This is a genomic window from Azospirillum baldaniorum (genome assembly GCF_003119195.2).
Taxonomy (GTDB): domain Bacteria; phylum Pseudomonadota; class Alphaproteobacteria; order Azospirillales; family Azospirillaceae; genus Azospirillum; species Azospirillum baldaniorum.
The window spans coordinates 1,745,001-1,759,824 of sequence record NZ_CP022253.1; the positions used below are offsets into that span (position 1 = coordinate 1,745,001).

A 14,824-nucleotide genomic window follows, 5' to 3' on the forward strand; every position below is an offset into this window, starting at 1 on the left:
CGTGGATTTCCGAATGGGGCAACCCACCGCGCAAGCGGTATCCCATGCTGAATTCATAGGCATGGGAGGCGAACCCGGCGAACTGAAACATCTAAGTAGCCGGAGGAAAGGACATCAACCGAGACTCCGCTAGTAGTGGCGAGCGAACGCGGACCAGGCCAGTGGTTGGACCGACATAACCGGAAGCGTCTGGAAAGGCGCACCAGAGCGGGTGATAGTCCCGTACGGGTAAACCAGGTTCAATCCTCGAGTAGGGCGGGGCACGTGAAACCCTGTCCGAACATGGGGGGACCACCCTCCAAGCCTAAGTACTCCTCAGTGACCGATAGTGCACCAGTACCGTGAGGGAAAGGTGAAAAGCACCCCGACGAGGGGAGTGAAACAGTTCCTGAAACCGGATGCCTACAAGCAGTCGGAGCGGCCTTGCGCCGTGACGGCGTACCTTTTGTATAATGGGTCAGCGACTTACAGTAAGCAGCGAGCTTAAGGCGATAGCCGGAGGCGCAGCGAAAGCGAGTCTGAACAGGGCGCTTGAGTTGCTTGCTGTAGACCCGAAACCCGGTGATCTAGCCATGGGCAGGTTGAAGGTGCGGTAACACGCACTGGAGGACCGAACTCACGCCTGTTGAAAAAGTCGGAGATGACCTGTGGCTAGGGGTGAAAGGCCAATCAAACCGGGAAATAGCTGGTTCTCCGCGAAAGCTATTTAGGTAGCGCGTCGGGCGATTGCCCACGGGGGTAGAGCACTGGATGGGCTAGGGGGCCTCGCGGCTTACCAAACCTAACCAAACTCCGAATACCGTGGAGCACAGCCCGGCAGACAGACGGTGGGTGCTAAGGTCCATCGTCGAGAGGGAAACAGCCCAGACCGCCAGCTAAGGTCCCCAAATCACGGCTAAGTGGGAAAGGATGTGGGAAGGCCATGACAACCAGGAGGTTGGCTTAGAAGCAGCCATCCTTTAAAGAAAGCGTAATAGCTCACTGGTCTAGTTAAGCCGGCCTGCGCCGAAAATGTATCGGGGCTCAAGCCGTGTACCGAAGCTGCGGATGTGATCTTTAGATCACGTGGTAGCGGAGCGTTCCGTAAGCCTGCGAAGGGTCCCCGCGAGGGTGCCTGGAGGTATCGGAAGTGAGAATGCTGACATGAGTAGCGACAAACAGTGTGAGAAACACTGTCGCCGAAAGTCCAAGGGTTCCTGCGCAAGGTTAATCCACGCAGGGTGAGCCGGCCCCTAAGGCGAGGCCGAAAGGCGTAGTCGATGGGAACCACGTTAATATTCGTGGGCCAGCGGGTGTGTGACGAATGGGAAAGCGTGTCGGGCCTTATCGGATTGGCCCGGCTGGGGACCCGTTCCAGGAAACAGCCCCCGCATCAGACCGTACCCCAAACCGACACAGGTGGACTGGTAGAGTATACCCAGGCGCTTGAGAGAATGGTGTTGAAGGAACTCGGCAAATTGCCCTCGTAACTTCGGAAGAAGAGGGCCCCGTTGTGGCGCAAGCCATGGCGGGGGGCACAGACCAGGGGGTGGCGACTGTTTACTAAAAACACAGGGCTCTGCGAAGCCGTACAAGGCGACGTATAGGGTCTGACGCCTGCCCGGTGCCGGAAGGTTAAGAGGAGGGGTTCACGCTCCGAATTGAAGCCCCGGTAAACGGCGGCCGTAACTATAACGGTCCTAAGGTAGCGAAATTCCTTGTCGGGTAAGTTCCGACCTGCACGAATGGCGTAACGACTTCCCCGCTGTCTCCAACACCAACTCAGCGAAATTGAACTCTCCGTGAAGATGCGGAGTACCCGCGGTCAGACGGAAAGACCCCGTGCACCTTTACTACAGCTTTGCAGTGGTGCTAGGGATCTCATGTGTAGGATAGGTGGGAGGCTAGGAAGCCCGGGCGCCAGCTCGGGTGGAGCCATCCTTGAAATACCACCCTTGAGGTCTCTGGCATCTAACCGCGCTCCGTTCATCCGGAGCCGGGACCCTGCATGGCGGGTAGTTTGACTGGGGCGGTCGCCTCCCAAAGTGTAACGGAGGCGCGCGATGGTGGGCTCAGAGCGGTCGGAAATCGCTCGACGAGTGCAATGGCATAAGCCCGCCTGACTGCAAGACAGACAAGTCGAGCAGAGACGAAAGTCGGCCATAGTGATCCGGTGGTTCCATGTGGACGGGCCATCGCTCAACGGATAAAAGGTACGCCGGGGATAACAGGCTGATGACTCCCAAGAGTCCATATCGACGGAGTCGTTTGGCACCTCGATGTCGGCTCATCACATCCTGGGGCTGGAGCAGGTCCCAAGGGTTCGGCTGTTCGCCGATTAAAGTGGTACGTGAGCTGGGTTTAGAACGTCGTGAGACAGTTCGGTCCCTATCTGCCGTGGGTGTCGGAGTTTTGCGAGGATCTGTCCCTAGTACGAGAGGACCGGGATGGACATACCTCTGGTGCACCGGTTGTCACGCCAGTGGCATGGCCGGGTAGCTAAGTATGGACGGGATAACCGCTGAAAGCATCTAAGCGGGAAACCCACCTCTAAACCAGAACTCCCTTGAGAGCCGTGACAGACCATCACGTCGATAGGAGGCATGTGGACGGGCGGCAACGCCTGAAGCTGAGCCTTACTAATCGCTCGATCGGCTTGATCCTTCCCAGCAGGATGCCCGCGCGCAGCGGCAAGCCCTGGGCGCACGAGCCAACACCGCAAGAATGCAAAACGTCCTCGCTTAACGAAACCTCTGCCGTCCCGTCCGGATGGTTCGCGTGTGCCTTGGTGACCTGGTGGTCATGGCGAGGCTCCCAACACCCGATCCCATTCCGAACTCGGCCGTGAAACGCCTCAGCGCCGATGGTACTGCGTCTTAAGACGTGGGAGAGTAGGTCGCCGCCAGGTCACCACGGCACACGCCAAACCAACACGGACGTGGACGCAGAAGGTTCCACACACACTTGACAATCGGCTTCATGAACGACCAAGCCGGCGCTTTCCCCTGGGGGAAGCGCCGGTTTTTCGTTGTTCCTGTTGTGCCAAAGATGTCGACGCGGGCCCCCTCCCTAACCCTCCCCCGCCACCGCCGGGGGAGGGGACAATAGGACGGGAAGTGGGGAAGGTGGGCGGGGAAGAATGGGAAAATGCTATGCTGAGCGAGGATGGCGTACCGGATTGCGAAAGCTGCGGGGCCTGTTGCGCCTATTCCTGGGAGTGGCCAACCTTCATCGGCGATTGGGATGGCGACGGCATCATGGAGCACCTGAAGGAGGACGGACGCATGCGGTGCAACGGCAATCGCTGTGCGGCGCTGATGGGGACCCTCGGCGAGTCCGTCTTTTGCAGCGTCTATGAGCATCGTCCCCTGGTGTGCCGTGAATTCACGGCGGGGAGCGACGCCTGCCACACCGTCAGGTCCCAGTTGGGATTGCGAGATTGAGCCAAGCGCCGACCCGGTGACGCAGGCTGCGCCGGTGGTCCTCCTCCGGAGCCGGAGCGATGTCCCAGTCCCAGATGCGGTCGGGGTGAGGAAGATCGAACCCCCAAAGCGAGTCCTCGCGCTCCTGAATCACGCCGTCCTCCATCCAGAGACTTTCCGTATCAGTGAAAAGCGTAGCCTGTTCGGCGACGCTGGCAAGCCAGGAACGATGGCTGTGCGCCAGGGATCGGGCGAAGCGTTCCCGCTCGGCCTCCGGCGTGTCCGGTGCCTTGCGGTCGATGGCGTCCAAGGGCAGAAGCGGGAGTTGCGACAGGAGATTGCAGGACAGGGCGAAGGCGAATCGCTCCCCCGGCAGGTCGGGTGGCGACGGCGGGGGAAGTTGTGAGCCATCGGAGAGAGCGGTATCCAGCGGCCCCAACGCTCCGGTAACGTCGAGGGTGAGCAGGCGGACGTTGGCATGGCGTCGCGCCTGCAGACGAGCGCTGTGGGTGTGAACCATGTCGACCAGCACCACCTCTCCGAATCGTTCGGCCAGCAGCGGCAGCGGAACCTCGATCAGCAAGCCGGACCCCGCCACCAGCGCGCGGCCGCCCGGCGGCGACCGCTCGGCGGCCTCCTGGACGAAGCGGCGGCAGGCATCGACGTGGGGAGCCCAGGCCCGCCGCTGGCGCCGGTGGCGCGCGCCGAGGGCCACCGCTTCCGCCAGATAGCCGTAGCGCCGGGCCAAGGGCGGGCAGGGCGTGGTCAGATACTCGAAGGCTTCCCTCAGCATGGCCGCGTCCCGCTCCGCGTGTCTTTCATCGCTCCGGTCCTTGACCCGAAGGGAACCCCCTTGACCGGAACGGGCGGCAGGGTACCTATGGCGGCATGGTGGAGATCAAGAGGAAATCGGCCCTGGTCACCGGGGCGGGAAAGCGGATCGGACGCGCCATCGCGCTCGATCTCGCGGCGCGTGGCTGGCGCGTGGGCGTGCATTTCGGGCATTCCCGCAGCGAGGCCGACGCGGTGGTGACGCAGATCGTCGGGCAGGGCGGCGTCGCCGTCGCGCTTCAGGCCGATCTGGAGCGCGAACTGGATGTTCAGGCGCTGGTGCCCGAGGCGGTTGAACGGCTGGGTCCACTGTCGCTTCTGGTCAACAACGCTTCCCGTTTCGAACGGGATGAGGTGCAGGACGTGACCCGGGAGTCCTGGGACCGGCATATGGAGGCGAATCTTCGTGCTCCCTTTGTGCTGAGCCAGAGGTTCGCGGCGCAGGTGCCGAAGGATTACGAGGGGCTGATCGTCAACGTGATCGATCAGCGGGTGTGGAACCTCACCCCGCATTTCATCTCCTACACCCTGTCGAAGGCCGGGTTGTGGACGCTGACGCAGACCCTGGCCATGGCGCTCGCCCCGCTCATTCGTGTCAACGCGATCGGACCGGGGCCGACGTTGAAGAACGTTCGGCAGACGGAGGAAGAGTTCGCTGCGCAGCGTGACGCGACCCCGCTCAAGCGTGGCCCTTCCCCCGAGGAGATCTGCGCAGCTTTGCGCTTCCTGATCGATGCGCCGTCGGTCACCGGGCAAATGGTCGCGCTCGACGGTGGCGAGCATTTGGGATGGGCGCAGCCGTCCTTGGGATTCGTGCCAACGGAATAGGCGGTTCGGCCAGGGCCCTTCTGGCTGTTCAGCGACCAATCCCATGGACGCGCGGGCACCCCGGCAAGAGGACCGCGCGTTGTACACATCCGGCCCCATCGGCGCAAGGGGCTGTTTGCGCGATCCGGAAATTTAGCGGCACAGCGCCAAAGTGCCGACTTGACTCGAGGCGTCTTTAATAAAAACAATGAGTTACAAGAAATGCCTAATTTTTGGGCATATCTTTGAAACCCCTTGGGCCGCCTTGGTTCCATTGGGGTAACTCGTGGGTTATCGACACACTTATCCACAGGAGTCGTGGATATCCCGATGAGCGACCACCGATGGGGTGAGTCGTTCGTCTTAACCATTCAGGACAGGGGGTGGTTGACCCATCCCCAGGACCCGACGACATTCGAGACATGGCCGACACCGCAGACACCCCCACGGACCTCATCCTTCCGGACACGGACGACGATATGGCCGCCGACGCTCCAGGCGTGGATGCCGACGGCGCGGATGCCCAAGGCGCCGCGGCCGCCACGTCGCGACCACGCCGGCGTCCCGCCGATCTCGCCCGGGGGGCCGAGGTGATCCGTGATCATCTGAAGACCCTGCCGCAGACGCCCGGGGTCTACCGCATGCTGGCGGGCGACGGGGCCGTGCTCTATGTCGGCAAGGCCAAGAACCTGAAGCGGCGGGTGTTCAATTACACCCAGGTCAACCGCCTGCCCGTGCGGCTGCAGCGCATGGTGTCGGAGACGGAGACCATGGAGTTCGTCACGACCCACACCGAGGTCGAGGCGCTGCTCCTCGAATCGAACCTGATCAAGCGGCTGATGCCGCGCTACAACGTGCTGCTGCGGGACGACAAGACCTTCCCGCACATCATGATCACCAAGGACCATGATTATCCGCAGCTGACCAAGCACCGGGGCGCCCGCTCGCGCGATGCCGACTATTTCGGTCCCTTCGCCTCGGCGGGGGCGGTCAACCGGACGATCACCGCGCTCCAGCGCGCCTTCCTGCTGCGCAACTGCGCCGACACGGTCTTCGCCGCGCGCACCCGGCCCTGCCTGCAATACCAGATCAAGCGCTGCACCGCGCCCTGCGTGGAGCGGGTCAGCCCGGCGGAGTACCAGGCGCAGGTCGATCAGGCGCGCGCCTTCCTGTCCGGCAAAAGCCGGGACATCCAAACGGAGTTCGTCGCCAAGATGACCGAGGCGGCGGAGAATCTCGACTACGAGACCGCCGCCCGCTACCGCGACCGTATCCGCGCGCTGACCGCGGTGCAGGCGCACCAGGACATCAACGTCGAAGGGGTGGTCGAGGACGCCGACGTGATCGCCGCCTACGCGGAGGGCGGAATGACCTGCGTGCAGGTGTTCTTCTTCCGCGGCGGGCGCAACTACGGCAACCGCGCCTATTTCCCCAGCCACGACAAGAGTGCCGAGACTCCGGAGGTGCTGGCCGCCTTCATCGCGCAGTTCTACGAGAACAAGGCGGCCCCCGGCCTCGTCCTGGTCAACCACGACCTGCCGGAGCAGGAACTGCTGACCGAGGCCCTGGCGCTGCGCGCCGGCCACCGGGTGGAACTGGCCGCGCCCAAGCGGGGCGACAAGCGGCGCATCGTCGAGCACGCCCTGACCAACGCGCGGGAGGCCCATGGGCGGCGGTTGGCCGAAAGTTCGTCGCAGGCGCGGCTGCTCGACGGGGTGGCGACGGTCTTCGGGCTGGACGGCCCGCCGCAGCGCATCGAGGTCTACGACAACTCCCACGTCCAGGGCGCCCACGCCATCGGCGCCATGATCGTCGCCGGGCCGGAGGGCTTCATCAAGAACGCCTACCGCAAGTTCAACATCAAGACCGAGGGCGCCGCCGGCGACGACTTCGCGATGATGCGCGAGGTCATGGCCCGCCGCTTCGGCCGGGCGATCAAGGAGGACCCGGAACGGACGCAGGGCACCTGGCCCGATCTGGTGCTGATCGACGGCGGCATCGGGCAGCTCAACATGGCGCTGGGCGTGCTGGCCGATCTGGGGATCGACGACGTGACGCTGGTCGGCATCGCCAAGGGGCCGGACCGCGACGCCGGGCGGGAGCGCTTCTTCATGCCGGACCGCGCGCCGTTCCAGTTGGAAATGCGCGATCCCGTGCTCTATTTCCTGCAACGGCTGCGGGACGAGGCGCACCGCTTCGCCATCGGCACCCATCGGGCGAAGCGCACCAAGGCATTGGGGAAATCGATGATCGATGAGATTCCCGGGATTGGACCCGGCCGGAAGAAGGCCCTGCTTCACCATTTCGGGAGCGCCGTCGCCGTCTCCCGCGCCGGACTGGCGGATTTGGAGTCGGTCGAAGGGATCAGCAAGACGGTGGCGAAAAAGATATACGATCATTTCCATTCAGACGGTTAGAATGACGCCGCCCGCCGCGCGTTTCCCCCGATTCCAGAGTTGCGACCGATGCTGACCAGCCTGCCGAACCTGCTCACCCTGTCGCGCATCGCGGTGATCCCCGTCGTGGTCGGGTTGTTCTACGTGCCGGAGGCGTGGGCCGCCTACACGGCCTGCGCCCTGTTCGCCGCGGCCTGCATCACCGACTGGTTCGACGGCTATCTGGCCCGCGCCTGGGAGCAGGAAAGCGTCATCGGCAAGTTCCTCGACCCCATCGCGGACAAGCTGCTGGTCGCCGCGACGCTGATCATGCTGGTCGCCTTCGCCCGGCTGTCCGGGCTGTCGGTGCTGGCCGCCGTGGTCATCCTGCTGCGCGAGGTCCTGGTGTCCGGCCTGCGGGAGTATCTGGCCGGGCTGAACGTCGGGGTGCCGGTCACCTGGATGGCCAAGTGGAAGACGACGATCCAGATGGTGGCGATCGGCTTCCTGATCGTCGGCGATTACGGTCCGGTCCACATCCCGGTCACGCTGATCGGCACGCTGGGCCTGTGGGTGGCGGCGATCCTCACCTTCGTCACCGGCTGGGATTACATGCGCGCCGGGCTGAAGCACATGATGGCCCACCAGCCGGCCAAGCCCCGGAAGGGCGCCCCGGGCAATCCGGCCCGCACGCCGGGCTGAGCCGCGTTTCGGGGCCGAGTCGCTTTTTATCGCAAACGGCTTTCCGGCTGGCGGCAGAGCGGACCACAAATCCGGTTTGTCCGTTCGCATGCCCGTGTGTTTCTGCTATGTGACCGGGGAACGCCCGCACAGCGATGGGCGGCAAGGCGGAGGATAGGGGCTTCCATGAAGATGTTCGGCCTGACGGGGTGGAGCGGCAGCGGCAAGACGACGCTGATCGTTCGCCTGATCCCGGCGCTGATCCGGCGTGGCCTGACCGTTTCGACCATGAAGCACGCGCACAAGGGCTTCGACATCGATCACCCCGGCAAGGACAGCCACAACCATCGCGAGGCCGGCGCCACCGAGGTCCTGGTCAGCTCGCCCCGCCGCTGGGCGCTGATGCACGAGATCCGCAACGACGAGCCGGAACTGTCCCTGGCGGAACTGCTGCCGAAGTTGTCGCCGGTCGACCTGCTGCTGATCGAAGGCTTCAAGCGCGAGCCGCACGAGAAGATCGAGGTGTGGCGCGCCTCGGTGGGCAAGTCGCTGATCGCGCGCGACGATCCGAGCATCGTCGCGATCGCCAGCGACGGGCCGGTGCCGGACGCCGGGGTGCCCGTCTTCGACCTGAACGACGAGGAGGCCATCGCGTCCTTCATCATTGAGCGTTGCGCGCTCGACCGGTGCAGGGCAACGGGGCAGGCTGTCTGAGACGGCGGATGGCCTGAAGCAGGGTGGTCCGGCATAAGGTTGTCGGACGGCGGTGTGCGGGGTGGAGTGGAGCGATGGCTCAGCTTAGCGACGATTGCTTCGCCTTCGGCGGGGAGATGATGGCGGTGGACCGGGCGCTGGAGCTTCTCTCCGGCCGCCTCCATCCCGTCACGGAGACCCATCGGATCGGTCTTGCCGACGCGCTGGGCCATGTGCTGGCCGAGGACGTCGTCGCTCCGTTCAACGTGCCGCCCCACGACAATTCGGCGGTGGACGGCTACGCCGTCTTCTTCGACGACCTGACGCCCGACGCGGCCACACTGCTGCCGGTCACGGCGCGCGTCGCCGCCGGCCATGCGCTGGACCGTCCGGGACGGCGCGGCGAGGCGGTGCGCATCTTCACCGGCGCCCCGATGCCCGAGGGCTTCGACACGGTGCTGATGCAGGAGGACTGCAAGGCCGGGGAGGGCACCGTCGTCATTCCCCCGGCATCCGCCGCGGCGCCAACCGCCGCCGCGCCGGGGAGGACATGGCGCAGGGCAGCACCGTTCTGACCGCCGGACGCCGGCTGCGGGCGGAGGATATCGGCCTGCTCGCCTCGCTGGGGCGGCGGGAGGTGACGGTGCGCACCGCTCTGCGCGTCGCCGTCTTCTCCACCGGGGACGAGGTGCGGGAGCCGGGCGTGCCGCTGGAGCCGGGCTGCATCTACGACGCCAACCGCTTTGCCCTGATCGCCGCGCTGTGCCAGCTCGGCTGCGGCGTGACCGACCTCGGCATCCTGCCCGACCGGCTCGACGCCGTTCGCGGCGCGTTGGAGGCCGCGGCGGGGACGCACGACGTCCTCATCACCTCCGGCGGCATGTCCACCGGGGAGGAGGACCACGTCAAGGCGGCGGTGGAGGCTCTGGGCGGCCTGCATTTCTGGCGGCTGGCGATCAAGCCGGGGCGTCCGGTGGCTCTGGGGACGGTCAAGGGCGCAACCAAGGGGGCGGCCGTCTTCGTCGGCCTGCCGGGCAACCCGGTGGCGGTCATGGTCACCTTCCTGCGCATTGCCCGCCCGATCCTGCTCCGGCTGATGGGGGCGGCCGACGAGGCGCCCGCCTTGTTCCCGCTGCGCGCGGGCTTTACCTACAAGAAGAAGGCGGGGCGGCGCGAGTATGTGCGGGCCACGCTCGCCCGCGCCGCCGACGGGGTTTTGACCGCGGTTAAGCACCCGCGCGACGGGGCGGGCATCCTGTCGTCGATGGTCGAGTCCGACGGGCTCGTCGAACTGCCGGAAGAGATCACCCGCGTCGAGCCGGGGATGATCGTGGATTTCCTGCCTTTCAGTGAGGTTCGGTGATGAAGATCCTCTATTTCGCCTGGCTGCGCACCAAGATCGGCGTGGCGACCGAGACGGTGGACTTGCCGGCGGAGGTCCGGGACGTCGGCGCCCTGGTGGAGTGGCTGAAGACCCGCAGCCCGAAGCACGCCGACGCGCTCGCCAACAGCACGGTGGTCAAGGTCGCGGTGAACCAGGAGCATGTGCCCTATGACCACCCGGTCGGCCCCGGCGACGAGGTGGCCCTGTTCCCGCCGGTGACCGGCGGTTGAGGAAGGAAACTTTGCCGTGACGGTGAAGGTGCAGAGCGAGGATTTCGACGTCGGGGCGGAGCTGGCCGCGATGACCGGCGGCAAGACCGGCATCGGCGGGGTGACCCTGTTCGTCGGGCTGGTGCGCGACATGGCCGGCGGCGAGTCCGTCAGCGCCATGACGCTGGAGCATTATCCCGGCATGACCGAGCGGCAGTTGGAGGCGATCGAGGCGGAAGCGCGGGCGCGTTGGCCGCTGGACGACGCGCTGATCATCCACCGTTACGGGCGGCTGGAACCGGGCGACCGGATCGTGCTGGTCGCCACCGCCAGCGCCCACCGCGAGGCGGCCTTTGAAAGCTGCCACTTTCTGATCGACTGGCTGAAGACCAAGGCGCCCTTCTGGAAGATGGAGGCCACCCCGGAGGGCGAGCGCTGGGTGGAGGCCAAGGAATCCGACGACACGGCGGCGGCCCGCTGGACGAAACCGGCGTGAAGTGAGAGGCAGCGCACAGACGGCGCCCTCCTCACGGTGATTGCATCCGCTCCCGCGCAAGGCTGTGCGTGCATGCGGAGCGTCCGATCATGCGAACCCGGTTCCTGCTCACCGGACTGGTGGCCCTGTCGTTGGGCGTTTTCCTGTCGTGCCCGGTTCAAGGGAAGGAGCGGCAAACGGCGGAGCGGGTTCTGACCGATCCGGTCAGCGGCTGCCGCGTCCGCGATCCTGATCCCAGTCGGGGAAAGTCCGTCCGCTGGACCGGCGCCTGCCGCAACGGTTTCGCCCATGGAGCCGGCGTTCTTGAAACGTTCAATGGCGCGGAACCGGCGGACTGGATCGAGGCGGTCTTCGTCGATGGCTGGGCCGAGGGCCCGGGACGCAGTGGGCGTGAAGATGGGACGATCTTCCAGGGCCGTTTCCGGCATGGCCTCGCCACCGGCCCGGGAACGCTGACACTGCCGGACGGTCACCGCTACGTCGGCGGATTCGCGTTCGGGCGTCCGACCGGGCAGGGGGAGTTCATCGCCTCCATGGGGTTGCGCTACCGTGCGCGGGTCGACCGGGACGGGCGGGTGTGGCCCGGCGCGCTTCTCGGCTCGAAGCCTGCCGAGCCCATCCAGTCGGCCGAGCGGCCGGAACCGCGGGGCAAGGCGGCGCCGGGCAGCCTGGAGGAGTGGCTGCGCACACCGCCGTGGGACTACCGCGATCCGGCTGGCCGCGATCCGGGGCAGCCCAATCGGGACCGGCCCGGTCGGGATCGGCGTTGACCAGCTTTGCACAGGCGGCGTTTGCCAGACGCGCCGCCCCGTGGTGACATCGTGGCCCCCTTCGGATGACGGCGATGAACTGGCAGACCCTCGGATTCTTCTTCGCGACGGCCTTCGTGCTGTCGATGACTCCCGGCCCCAACATGCTGCTGGCGATGAGCCTCGGCCTGCGCTACGGCGTCCGCCGCGCGGCCTGGGGCGGGCTCGGCATGTGCGTGGCGCTGACGACGATGGCCACCCTCTCGGTGCTCGGCCTCGGCGCCCTGCTGGCGGCGTCGGAGCCGGCCTTCCAGGCGGTGAAGTGGGCGGGCGTGGCCTATCTGACCTGGCTCGGCATCGCCGCGTGGCGGGCGCCGGTTCCGGACGGCTCGCCGCGCGTCAGCGGTGCCGCGGCGGCGGAGGAAGCCCCGGCCCATCGCCTGTTCCTGCGTGGGCTGCTGGTCGCCTTCAGCAACCCGAAGGCTCTGGTCTTCATGGCCGCCCTGTTCCCGCAGTTCATCGATCCGGCGACCCCGCTGATGCCGCAGTTGGTGGCGCTGGTGGCGATCATGGTGGTGATCGAGTTCGGTTGGATCATGGCCTATGCCACCGGGGGCAACAGCATCGGCGCCCGGCTGACCAGCGGGTCCGCGGCTCGCACCCTCAACCGCCTGACCGGCGGTTTGATGATCGGCGCCGGCGGGCTGCTGGCGCTCGCCCGCCGCCTGTGATCGTCCACCGTTTATGATTGCTCAGTCCATCCGGCGGAGGGTCGTCTCCAGACGGCCCTTGCCGGAGCGGTCCAGCCACGTGGCGGACAGGCGCCCGTCCGACCGGACGCTGTAGCGCAGCACGTTGCGCCCCTTCTCGTCGAACACCAGCTCGTCGTTCTCGATGCGGCCCTTGCGCTGGGCGCGCTCCATCGGCTGATCGGCCTCCATGCCCGGCCCCAGCACATAGTCGGCGTAGACGGCGTCGCCTTCGACCCGGTCCACCGCCAGCGCGATCTCCCGTCCGTTGATGTAGGCGCCGTACCAGACGCCAAGGAAGGAGCGTGCGCCGGTGCCCGCCGGAGAGGAAGTGCCGCTGCCGGTGCGCGGCTCCGGCGCTGCGGCCCGCATCAGCTCCGCGCTCGGCGTGCGGCCCCAGGATTCGTCGCAGGACGGGTCGCCCCGGCGCGGCGGCGCTTCCGCGAAGCGCAGGATGCAGGATCCGAAGCGCCGGACGAACATGCCGGTCGTCGCGGCCCCGTGGCCGGTCAGCAGGGCCGGCTGATCGACCACGATGTGGTCCAGTCCGCGCGAGGACAGGATGCCGCGCGCCGACTCCCCGCGCCCGCCGGGGTCGAAATCGTCACCATGGAAGAAGAACAGCATCACCCGCGCGCTGTGGACGCCGCGCAGAATCGGCCAGAGCTGCGCGGCGTTGTCGCGGAAGCTGTCGTAGGAGTCGGAGAAGTTTCCAAAGGCCGCGGGGGCGGTGCCGACGACGGCGTCCACCCGGTCGCTCTGCCCGGCGGCCATCAGCGAGATGAAAGCGCCGAAAGACTGGCCGGTCAGCACGACCTTGCGATAGCCACGGTCCTTCAATTGATCGGCGTAGCCCGCCAGCGCGCGGGAACTGTTCGGCAGCGTGTCGCTGACCCGCATGCGGTCCAGACGGAACACGTCCCACCCGGCGTCCTTCATGGTCTTCATGTAGAGCGGCGTGGGGGCGTTCGAATCCTCCACCTCCACGGACCGGCCGTGGCTCCACACCACCGCGCCGCGGGCCATGGTCGGACCGAGCAGGGTGCCGTCGCCATAGGCCGGGTTCAGGTGAATCTGGGCCGCCGCCGTCTGCGCCGTACCGAGCATTGCCAACGCCACCACCAATCCGAGCAGCGCCTGTCCGACTGTCCGCCTCATCCTTCCACGCTCCTGTCTGCGGGCGTGGAAAGGGTCCAGGAATATGGTTAACCCGACCTTTCCAGCAGGGTGGGCCGGCGTTTGTCACGGAGCGTTGTCACAGCCCCCGATCGGTAGGGGTGCCCTGCGTCAGAAGGTCCACGGATTGCAAATGCGAATGACTCGCAAATCACTGGCGGATCGTCTAAGGTCGGTTCCGTCACTTCAGTCGGGAGGGGTCAACATGTGCGATTCGGTGGGCGAGGGGCGGCTGTCCCCCTGGACGGTGTCCGATCTGACGACGGCGGAACGCGCGCTTCTGACCGGTTTCCGGCAATGGTTCCGTCACGGCACCGCCGGCGCGATGGCCGCCATGCGGGCCAGCTTCGGCGTGGCCGGCGTGCCGTCGTCGGCTCTGCTGCCGTTGTTCGCCTTGCTGGGCACTTTTGCCGTGACCAACGCCGGGCGGCCGGCGTTCCGCTGCCCGACCTGCTCGCGGGTCGGGATGGACGAGATGGCGGTGCTGGACGCTCTGGCCGCCATGCAGGCCGGGGAAGGCGACGTGACGACCCAGGTGTTCGACCGCTGGCTTCCCCTGGTCGCCCTGACCATGGCCACCGATTCCGCAAGGGAATTGGCGGACATCCTGGACGGCGCGCGCATCCGTCTGCCGCGACGCCGTCCGGCCCGGCTCATAGCGCTGGCGGCGGAATGACCGGCGCGAAGCCGGCCCCGGTCTGCCAAGCCGCCTGCCGGAACAGCGGCTTGCGCATGATCCATTGATCGATGGGCACCTGGACCAGTTCGCCGGCCGGGGTGCGGTAGGAATAGCGCCCGCGTTCGGTGCCCCGCAGCTCGTAGCCCAGCCGCTCATAGAAGGCGAGGACCCCGGCGTTGTCCCGGTCCACGCCCAGTTCCGCTTCCGAATAGCCATGGTCGAGCGCGGTGCCCTCGGCGGCGGCCATCAGCCGCGTGGCGATGCCCCGGTTGCGGAAGGGTTGGAACACCCGCAACGCCCACAGCGTGGCACGGCGCAGATGCCGCTTGCGCTGGAAGTCGATGCAGATCTGAGCGGCGGGAAAGCCGTTGACCTCCGCCACCAAAAGAGCACCGCTTCCACGCTCCTGAGCCCGGAAAGCCGTGGCCAGGATTTCCCGGTGGGGCGTGTGCAGCCCGAACCATTCGAGATCCGGCAGGTCGGTCCGGCAGGCCGGGCGAATTGTGACGGGCAGGCTGATCACATCCTGCGACGCGGTGGCGGCGTCCATTCCTCCTCCGGACTTCGAAGCATCTGACGGAGTGAACGGACCGA

The 14,824-nt window shown here is 66.3% G+C and carries 13 protein-coding genes, 2 rRNA genes and 1 pseudogene (1 of these 16 running past the window's edge); 13 read left to right on the top strand and 3 right to left on the bottom strand.

Features of this window, described 5'->3' with window-relative positions:
* The 3 genes from Sp245p_RS08190 to Sp245p_RS08200 all read left to right on the top strand — a co-directional run.
* Window positions 1-2,643 (top strand): 23S ribosomal RNA (locus Sp245p_RS08190); it begins 105 nt to the left of the window's first position.
* A gap of 128 nt (window positions 2,644-2,771) precedes the next feature.
* A 5S ribosomal RNA gene (rrf, locus tag Sp245p_RS08195) occupies window positions 2,772-2,887 on the top strand.
* 244 nt (window positions 2,888-3,131) lie between these two features.
* Entirely contained in the window at window positions 3,132-3,422 is a 291-nt protein-coding gene (locus tag Sp245p_RS08200) for a YkgJ family cysteine cluster protein (protein ID WP_041811076.1), read from the top strand.
* On the opposite strand, the gene Sp245p_RS08205 is transcribed toward Sp245p_RS08200, so the two are convergent.
* On the bottom strand, window positions 3,394-4,194 hold the full coding sequence (locus Sp245p_RS08205; RefSeq protein ID WP_014240497.1) for a hypothetical protein: 801 nt from the start codon (window positions 4,192-4,194) through the stop codon (window positions 3,394-3,396). The genes Sp245p_RS08200 and Sp245p_RS08205 overlap by 29 nt on opposite strands.
* Before the next feature lie 95 nt (window positions 4,195-4,289).
* Here Sp245p_RS08205 and Sp245p_RS08210 point away from each other — a divergent pair, with 95 nt between their 5' ends.
* The 9 genes and pseudogenes from Sp245p_RS08210 (at window position 4,290) to Sp245p_RS08250 (ending at window position 12,357) form a co-directional block, all read left to right on the top strand.
* Window positions 4,290-5,060, top strand: coding sequence for an SDR family oxidoreductase (locus tag Sp245p_RS08210; protein ID WP_014240496.1), 771 nt, complete (start codon window positions 4,290-4,292; stop codon window positions 5,058-5,060).
* 401 nt (window positions 5,061-5,461) lie between these two features.
* A complete protein-coding gene (gene uvrC, locus Sp245p_RS08215; RefSeq protein WP_014240494.1) occupies window positions 5,462-7,456 on the top strand; it encodes an excinuclease ABC subunit UvrC in 1,995 nt (664 codons plus the stop codon).
* Window positions 7,457-7,504: 48 nt separating this feature from the next.
* Window positions 7,505-8,116: a CDP-diacylglycerol--glycerol-3-phosphate 3-phosphatidyltransferase gene (gene pgsA, locus Sp245p_RS08220; RefSeq protein WP_109071245.1), complete on the top strand. Its 612-nt coding sequence runs from the start codon at window positions 7,505-7,507 to the stop codon at window positions 8,114-8,116.
* 165 nt (window positions 8,117-8,281) lie between these two features.
* Window positions 8,282-8,809 (top strand): molybdopterin-guanine dinucleotide biosynthesis protein B, encoded by a 528-nt coding sequence (gene mobB / locus Sp245p_RS08225; protein ID WP_014240492.1) that lies wholly within the window; start codon window positions 8,282-8,284, stop codon window positions 8,807-8,809.
* Between the two features lie 74 nt (window positions 8,810-8,883).
* Window positions 8,884-10,151: pseudogene (moeA, locus tag Sp245p_RS08230) on the top strand (molybdopterin molybdotransferase MoeA).
* Entirely contained in the window at window positions 10,151-10,402 is a 252-nt protein-coding gene (moaD, locus tag Sp245p_RS08235; protein ID WP_014240490.1) for a molybdopterin converting factor subunit 1, read from the top strand. Before moeA ends, moaD begins: the two are co-directional and overlap by 1 nt.
* A 16-nt stretch (window positions 10,403-10,418) precedes the next feature.
* Entirely contained in the window at window positions 10,419-10,877 is a 459-nt protein-coding gene (locus tag Sp245p_RS08240) for a molybdenum cofactor biosynthesis protein MoaE (RefSeq protein ID WP_014240489.1), read from the top strand.
* Between the two features lie 89 nt (window positions 10,878-10,966).
* A complete protein-coding gene (locus Sp245p_RS08245; protein WP_014240488.1) occupies window positions 10,967-11,647 on the top strand; it encodes an MORN repeat-containing protein in 681 nt (226 codons plus the stop codon).
* Window positions 11,648-11,721: 74 nt separating this feature from the next.
* The gene (locus tag Sp245p_RS08250) at window positions 11,722-12,357 is read left to right on the top strand and encodes a LysE family translocator (protein WP_014240487.1); all 636 of its coding nucleotides are present in this window, start codon (window positions 11,722-11,724) and stop codon (window positions 12,355-12,357) included.
* A gap of 21 nt (window positions 12,358-12,378) precedes the next feature.
* Here Sp245p_RS08250 and Sp245p_RS08255 read toward each other — a convergent pair whose 3' ends face one another.
* The gene (locus Sp245p_RS08255; RefSeq protein ID WP_014240486.1) at window positions 12,379-13,533 is read right to left on the bottom strand and encodes an alpha/beta fold hydrolase; all 1,155 of its coding nucleotides are present in this window, start codon (window positions 13,531-13,533) and stop codon (window positions 12,379-12,381) included.
* A 223-nt stretch (window positions 13,534-13,756) separates the two neighbouring features.
* Between Sp245p_RS08255 and Sp245p_RS08260 the strand changes: the two genes are divergently transcribed.
* Entirely contained in the window at window positions 13,757-14,227 is a 471-nt protein-coding gene (locus Sp245p_RS08260; protein WP_041811075.1) for a hypothetical protein, read from the top strand.
* Here Sp245p_RS08260 and Sp245p_RS08265 read toward each other — a convergent pair.
* Complete coding sequence (locus tag Sp245p_RS08265; protein WP_014240484.1) at window positions 14,205-14,780, bottom strand: GNAT family N-acetyltransferase; 576 nt, start codon at window positions 14,778-14,780, stop codon at window positions 14,205-14,207. The two genes, Sp245p_RS08260 and Sp245p_RS08265, sit on opposite strands and share 23 nt — an antisense overlap.
* Window positions 14,781-14,824 lie beyond the last annotated feature (44 nt).

Bases quoted from the DNA above. Each gene is read 5' to 3' on its own strand.
- Sp245p_RS08200 (WP_041811076.1), top strand. From the start codon at position 3,132: ATGCTGAGCGAGGATGGCGTACCGGATTGCGAAAGCTGCGGGGCCTGT.
- Sp245p_RS08205 (WP_014240497.1), bottom strand. From the start codon at position 4,194: ATGCTGAGGGAAGCCTTCGAGTATCTGACCACGCCCTGCCCGCCCTTG.
- Sp245p_RS08210 (WP_014240496.1), top strand. From the start codon at position 4,290: ATGGTGGAGATCAAGAGGAAATCGGCCCTGGTCACCGGGGCGGGAAAG.
- uvrC (WP_014240494.1), top strand. From the start codon at position 5,462: ATGGCCGACACCGCAGACACCCCCACGGACCTCATCCTTCCGGACACG.
- pgsA (WP_109071245.1), top strand. From the start codon at position 7,505: ATGCTGACCAGCCTGCCGAACCTGCTCACCCTGTCGCGCATCGCGGTG.
- mobB (WP_014240492.1), top strand. From the start codon at position 8,282: ATGAAGATGTTCGGCCTGACGGGGTGGAGCGGCAGCGGCAAGACGACG.
- moaD (WP_014240490.1), top strand. From the start codon at position 10,151: ATGAAGATCCTCTATTTCGCCTGGCTGCGCACCAAGATCGGCGTGGCG.
- Sp245p_RS08245 (WP_014240488.1), top strand. From the start codon at position 10,967: ATGCGAACCCGGTTCCTGCTCACCGGACTGGTGGCCCTGTCGTTGGGC.
- Sp245p_RS08250 (WP_014240487.1), top strand. From the start codon at position 11,722: ATGAACTGGCAGACCCTCGGATTCTTCTTCGCGACGGCCTTCGTGCTG.
- Sp245p_RS08255 (WP_014240486.1), bottom strand. From the start codon at position 13,533: ATGAGGCGGACAGTCGGACAGGCGCTGCTCGGATTGGTGGTGGCGTTG.
- Sp245p_RS08260 (WP_041811075.1), top strand. From the start codon at position 13,757: ATGTGCGATTCGGTGGGCGAGGGGCGGCTGTCCCCCTGGACGGTGTCC.
- Sp245p_RS08265 (WP_014240484.1), bottom strand. From the start codon at position 14,780: ATGGACGCCGCCACCGCGTCGCAGGATGTGATCAGCCTGCCCGTCACA.